This window comes from Methylobacterium cerastii (genome assembly GCF_022179125.1).
In the GTDB taxonomy this organism is placed as follows: Bacteria; Pseudomonadota; Alphaproteobacteria; order Rhizobiales; family Beijerinckiaceae; genus Methylobacterium; species Methylobacterium cerastii.
Genome location: NZ_BPQG01000135.1, coordinates 1 through 6,371, shown reverse-complemented (window position 1 = coordinate 6,371; position 6,371 = coordinate 1). Strand labels below are relative to the sequence as shown.

Below are 6,371 nucleotides of genomic sequence, written 5' to 3'. Positions count from 1 at the left end.
GCGGACGGCAGAGGCGGACGGGAAGCGATGGGGGCAGGCGTGCGGCGTTGGAGGAAGGGCGCGATTCGGGCGCTGAAGCTCGTCGCCCGGCCGGTGCGCCGCGCGCAGGGGCGCGGCGGCATCGTGATCGAGCCCTATCGCGGCTACGGCTCGCCCGACGAGATCTTCCTGATCGGCCGCATCTTCCGCCAGTCGCACCCCGACACCGCGCCGGGCGACGAGAGCCTGCGCACGGAATTGCGCGACATCGCCCGGCGGATCGCCCGGCGGGCCCTGAAGGGCGCCGCCGTCACCGCGCGCTTCGGCGGCGCGCAGACGCGGGTGGAGACCGACCGCGACGGCTACTTCCGCGTCCACCTCAACCCGCGATCCCTGCCCGCGGGCGACCAGGGCTGGCACGAGGTCGCGCTGACGTTGGAGGCCGAGCCGCCCGTGCAGGCGCGGGCCCAGGTGTTCGTGCCGCCGGGCGCCACCGGCTGCGTCGTCGTCAGCGACATCGACGATACGGTGATGCGCACCGGCGTCGCCAACAAGGTGAAGATGCTGTGGCGGCTGTTCGTGGAGGATGCCGAGAACCGCGTCGCCTTCCCCGGCGTCGCCGCGCTCTACCGGGCGCTCTACGTCGGCCCGGACGGCACCCAGGCCAACCCGATGCTCTACGTCTCGCGGGCGCCGTGGGGCCTCTACGAGATGCTGTCGGAGTTCTTCAAGATCCACGGCATCCCGGTCGGCCCGATCCTGTTCCTGCGCGAATGGGGCCTGTCGTGGAAGCACCCCCTCCCCCGCCGGGCCGAGGACCACAAGCGCGCGCTGATCGTCCACATGCTGTCGCTCTATCGCGACCTGCCCTTCGTGCTGATCGGCGACAGCGGCCAGCACGACCCCGAGGTGTACGGGCGGATCGTCGCCGACCATCCCGGCCGGGTGAAGGCGGTCTACATCCGCAACGTCTCGCGCGACGCCGACCGCATCCGCGAGATCGAGGCGTTGGCCCAGGTGGTGGCGGAAGCGGGCAGCCACCTCGTCATCGCCGCCGACAGCACCGCCATCGCCCGGCACGCGGCCGGCCTCGGCCTCATCGCTCCGGGCGCGGTGGCGGAGGTGGCGGACGAGCACGCGTCCGGCGGCGAGCCGACGCCGGACGCCGAGACCGCCCCGCCCGGCAACCTCGGCGCGGTGCTGGGCGGCGCCGGCGGGACGCTGCCGCCGAGCGTCGTCGTCGAGGCGCCGGCGCGGGACGGATCGCACGGCTTAGGGCGCATGGCGGGAGGCGCTTCACGTGTCGCCGCCGGGCCACAACCCACAGTGTCGTGATTCGAGCCGTTGACTCGGCGCCTCCGCCACGGCCACTTGGCCGGGACGGTTCCCTTCGCGGATCAAAAGGGAACGTGGTGAGGACCGGGCGCGAAAGCGCTTGCCTGATGCCGCGGCTGCCCCCGCAACTGTAAGCGGCGAGCCCTCCATCAACACGTCACTGGGTCACGGCACCTGGGAAGACGATGAGGGGCAGCGACCCGCGAGCCAGGAGACCTGCCGTCAGTCGTGGTCACACGCGAAACGCGTCGGGCGGGGTGCCTCGGCGGGTGTCGAGACGCGTGCGCCCGATCGGGCGGACGCGGGGCGGCCTCGTTCGCGGTGACGTGCCACCACACGCGTCCGCACGCCCCGTCCATGCCCTTGCCAGCCGCGAGACCCGCGCCGACCCACGCCCACGCAGCCGCCTGGCACGCGTGCGCCGACGGCCGCCACGCGTTTCGGCGACCGCACGATTGTAACATTGTTACATTTGTGGTCGATACCCGGGCAGGCAGGCCGTTGCGCCGCGCCGTCAGAGCCGCAACCGATCCATGTTCGTTTTCCGGAAATCCCCACGATCCTGCGGGCGCACGACCCGTCGCCTGCTGCTGGCCGCCACGGCGTTCGCCGCGTCCGGCCTTCCCCGGGAGGCCGGCGCACAGCCGGCCGCGGGCGAGCCGTCGAGCGTCCTGCTCGACACCCTGACGGTGTCCGGCGACGGCGTCGGCCCGACCCGCGCGGCGCCGGTCGGCCTCAACCTGCGCACGCCCGATCGCGGCGCGAGCCGCCTCGGCCTCACGCCGCTGGAGACCCCCGGCAGCGTCGACATCATCTCCGGCGAGACCGCGCGCCTGCGCGGGCAGGACACGGTCGCCGAGGCCGTGACGCAGAACGCCACCGGCATCACCACCATCGCCTCGCCGGGCAACGGCAACGGCGCCTTCACCAGCCGCGGGTTCTCGGGGCCGAACTCGATCCAGCAGCTCTACGACGGCACGCGACTGTTCGTCGGCGCCAACACCGTGACCTTCCCGTTCGACACCTGGAACGTCGAGCGCATCGAGGTGCTGCGCGGGCCGGCCTCGGTGCTCTACGGCGACGGGGCGATCGGCGGCGTGATCAACGTCGTGACGAAGAAGCCGACCTTCACGCCCGTCAACGTGGTGCGGGCCGGGGTCGGCTCGGACGGCATCGCGCGGCTCGCGCTCGATTCCGGCGGCCCGATCGGCGACGCGGTCGCCTACCGCCTCAACGTCAGCGGGAACCGCGCCGGCGGCTGGATGAGCCCGGAGGGCGACTTCCGCAACCTCGCGGTCTCGGGCGCGCTCCTGCTGCAGGCGACGCCCGACCTCGCCTTCACCCTGAGTCACGACCTCGGCTACCAGGAGCCGGCGCGCTACTGGGGGACGCCGCTCGTCGAGGGGCGCATCTTGGACCGCATCCGGTTCAGCAACTACAACGTCCGCGACTCCAAGATCACCTGGGCGGACAACTGGACCCAGTTCAAGACCGAGTGGACGCCGAGCGCCGACGTCACAATCCGCAACACCGCCTACCGGCTGCAGAGCCGGCGCCACTGGTTCGACGTCGAGACCTACGCCTTCAACCGCACCACCGGCCTGGTCGACCGGAGCGACTACACCGAGATCTACCATCAACAGGAGCAGGTCGGGAACCGGTTCGACGCCGCGTTCAAGGGCACGCTGTTCGGCTTCCGCAACGACTTCCTGGCCGGCTTCGACGTGAACCACGTCGACTTCCGCCACACCAACAACTTCTCCACCGTGGGGTCCGGGCTCGTCACCAGCGTGCCGCTGGTCGGCTACGATCCGGGGCTGTTTCCGGTGAACGGCCGCGCAAGCCCGGCCTACGCCACCAGCACCGACCAGGCCTCGGTCTTCGCCGAGAACCGGCTGATCCTCTCGGACCGGCTCTCGTTCCTCAGCGGCGTCCGCTTCGACGCCTCGAACCTGCAACGCGAGAACCTCGTGAGCACCGCGCAGTTCGAGAAGGCCTACCAGGGGCTCGGCTACCGCTTCGGGCTGGTGTTCAACCCGACGCCGGACACCGCGCTCTACGCGCAGGTCGCCACCGCCACCGACCCGGTCAACAGCCTGATCACACTGTCGCAGTCGCTGTCCGGCTTCAAGCTCTCCACCGGCGAACAGGTCGAGGTCGGCGCCAAGGGCGTGTTCTGGGACGGCCGGGGCGAGTGGACGCTCGCCGGCTACCGCATCGTCAAGGACAACCTGATCTCGGCGGTGCCGGGCCAGCCGAACGTCGCGACCCAGGTCGGGCGGCAATCCTCCACCGGCGTCGAGGCCGCGTTCTCGCTGCAGGTGACGCCGCTCTGGCGGCTCGACGCCAACCTCGCCCTGCTGCGGGCGCAGTACGACGCCTTCGACCAGACGGTGGACGGCGCGACCGTGTCCTATGCCGGCAAGCAGCCGATCGACGTGCCCGAGCGCGTGGCCAACCTCTGGGTCAACTACGCCTTCGCGCCGCGCTGGGAGGCGCGGGTCGGGTTCCAGTATGTCGGCGAGGTGTTCAGCGACTTCGGCAACACCGCGCGGCGCCCGGCCTACGGCCTGGTCAACCTCGGCCTCGACCATCAGGTCACGCCGGCCTCGCGCCTGTCGTTCCGCGTCTTCAACCTGTTCGACAAGGTCTACGCGATCAGCGGCAACGCGGTGGACGGCGTCGGCACGAACTGGCTGCTCGGGCGCCCGCGCTCGGTCGAAGTCGCCTTCACGACGGCGTTCTGAGATGGCGTCCTCCGCACGCGCGTTGGCGAAGGCCGGCAAGCGCTGGCTGCATCTCGGCCACCGCTGGCTCGGCATCGCCACCGGCCTGTTCTTCGCGATGTGGTTCGCGAGCGGCGCGGTGATGATGTACGTCGCCTACCCCGCGCTCACCGAGCCCGAGCGCCGCGCCGGCCTGCCCGCGATCGCCTGGGACGCGGTCCGGGTGGAGCCCGACGCGGCGCTCGCCGGCGAAGCGCGCTTTCCCCGGGGCTTAAGCCTGTCGATGCGGGGCGCCGAGCCGGTCTATCGCGTCGTCGGATGGGACGGCGCGCGCCGCGCCGTCTCGGCGGTCGACGGGCGCCCGATCGGCCCGGCGACGCCCGACGAGGCGCTCGCCGTCGCGGGGCACGATCCGCGCAGCCGGCACCCGGCGTTCCGCGAGACCGTCGCCTACGACCTGTGGACGGTGCACCAGCGCTACGACGCCGCGCGCCCGCTCCACCGCATCGCGCTCGGCGACCCGGAGGGCACCGAGCTCTACGTCTCGGAGCCGACCGGCGCCGTCGTGCTCGACACCACGCGGCACGAGCGGTTCTGGAACTGGTTCGGCGCGGTCCCGCACTGGCTCTACGTCACGCCGCTGCGGGCGAAGGCCGATCTGTGGCGCGTGGTGATCCTGTGGGTGTCCGGGATCGCGGTGGTCTCGGGCCTCACCGGGTTCGCCCTCGGGCTGGTGCGGCTGCGGCTCGCACGCCGCTATCCCTCCGGCGCGACGACGCCCTATCGCGGCCTGGCGCGGTGGCACCATGTCGGCGGGCTGGTCGGCGGCTTGGCGCTGCTGAGCTTCGTCGTCAGCGGCTGGCTCTCGATGAACCCGAACCGCTGGTTCTCCCCGTCCGCTCCGACGCAGGCGATGCTGGAGCGCTACGCCGACGCGCCCGGCGCCCGCACCGGGCTCGACCTCGCATCGATCCGCGGCCAAGCCTGCGCGGAGGCGGCGGAGGTGCGCTTCACCTGGCTCGGCGGCGCGCCGCTCGCGCCGATCGCCTTCCGCGACGGCCGGGAGGTGCCCTGCTGCGGCACGCCGACGGTCGCGCCCGGGCGGGTCGCGGCGGCTGCCCGACGTCTGGTCCCGGAGGCCGGATCGATGGACGCGATCCGGCTCGACCGCGAGGACTTCTACTGGACCTCGCACCACCGCCGACGCCGCCTGCCGGTGCTCCGCGTGACCTTCGACGACCCGGCGGCGACGTGGTTCCACATCGACCCCGCCACCGGCGAGATCCTGAGCCGGCTCGACCGGTCGGGCCGGGCCGAGCGCTGGGGTTTCGAGCTGCTGCACACCTTCGACCTCGGGCTGCTGGTGCGCCACCGCCCGGCCTGGGACGGGTTCATGCTCCTGCTGCTCGCGGCCGGCTCGGTGGTCGCGGCCTCCGGCGTGGCGATGGGCTGGCGCCGCCTGAGACGGCCGGCGGCCGGGTCGCGCCCGGCCTGAGCCTGCGGCCAGGGCTTTGCCCGCGGCACCCGGCAGCCCTAAATCCGGACCGAACGACCCGGAGCGGGCGGACAGGCAGGGACGGAGCGACCATGGCGAGCGCGCGAAAAGTCATCATCACCTGTGCCGTCACCGGCGCGATCCATACGCCGAGCATGTCGCCGTACCTGCCGGTGACGCCGGAGGAGATCGCCGACGCGGCGATCGGCGCGGCGGAGGCCGGCGCGGCCATCGTCCACCTGCACGCCCGCAACCCGGTGACCGGCGAGCCGGACCAGACGCCCGAGGCCTTCGCCAAGTTCCTGCCCGTCATCAAGCAGCGCTCGAACTGCGTGGTGAACATCACCACCGGCGGCGCGCCGACGATGACCATCGAGGAGCGCGTGCGCCCGGCCGCGACCTTCAAGCCGGAGGTCGCCTCGCTCAACCTCGGCTCGATGAACTTCGGGCTGTTCGGGATGCTCGACCGCTTCACGGACCTGAAGCACGCGTGGGAGCGGACGTACCTCGGAAACAAGGACATCATCTTCCGCAACTCGTTCGGTCAGATCGAGCACATCCTCACCACCTGCGCCGGCAACGACACCCGGTTCGAGTTCGAGTGCTACGACACCGCCCACCTCTACAATCTGAAGTACTTCTTCGACCGCGGGCTGGTGAAGGCGCCGCTGTTCATCCAGACGGTGTTCGGGCTGCAGGGCGGCATCGGCTCGCACCCGGACGACGTGATGCACATGAAGCGCACCGCCGACCGGCTGTTCGGCGACCAGTACCGCTGGTCGGTGCTCGGTGCCGGGCGCAACCAGATGAACATCGCCGCCGCCATCGCGGCGATG

Annotated in this window: 4 protein-coding genes and 1 riboswitch; all 4 genes read left to right on the top strand. The window is 71.8% G+C overall.

Features of this window, described 5'->3' with window-relative positions; genetic code table 11:
• Positions 1-27 precede the first annotated feature (27 nt).
• Positions 28-1,314 (top strand): App1 family protein phosphatidate phosphatase, encoded by a 1,287-nt coding sequence (locus MFF13_RS26065; protein ID WP_147828510.1) that lies wholly within the window; start codon positions 28-30, stop codon positions 1,312-1,314.
• Positions 1,315-1,345: 31 nt separating this feature from the next.
• Positions 1,346-1,552, top strand: a riboswitch (cobalamin riboswitch).
• A 295-nt stretch (positions 1,553-1,847) separates the two neighbouring features.
• Positions 1,848-4,061, top strand: coding sequence for a TonB-dependent receptor (locus MFF13_RS26060; RefSeq protein ID WP_238273375.1), 2,214 nt, complete (start codon positions 1,848-1,850; stop codon positions 4,059-4,061).
• 1 nt (position 4,062) lies between these two features.
• A complete protein-coding gene (locus tag MFF13_RS26055; RefSeq protein ID WP_238273374.1) occupies positions 4,063-5,535 on the top strand; it encodes a PepSY domain-containing protein in 1,473 nt (490 codons plus the stop codon).
• Between the two features lie 92 nt (positions 5,536-5,627).
• Positions 5,628-6,371, top strand: a 744-nt coding sequence (locus MFF13_RS26050; protein ID WP_238273373.1) for a beta-keto acid cleavage family enzyme, incomplete at its 3' end; no start/stop codon positions are given.

Excerpts from the sequence above, each read along its gene's own strand:
- MFF13_RS26055 (WP_238273374.1), top strand. The coding sequence starts at position 4,063 with ATGGCGTCCTCCGCACGCGCGTTGGCGAAGGCCGGCAAGCGCTGGCTG.
- MFF13_RS26065 (WP_147828510.1), top strand. The coding sequence starts at position 28 with ATGGGGGCAGGCGTGCGGCGTTGGAGGAAGGGCGCGATTCGGGCGCTG.
- MFF13_RS26060 (WP_238273375.1), top strand. The coding sequence starts at position 1,848 with ATGTTCGTTTTCCGGAAATCCCCACGATCCTGCGGGCGCACGACCCGT.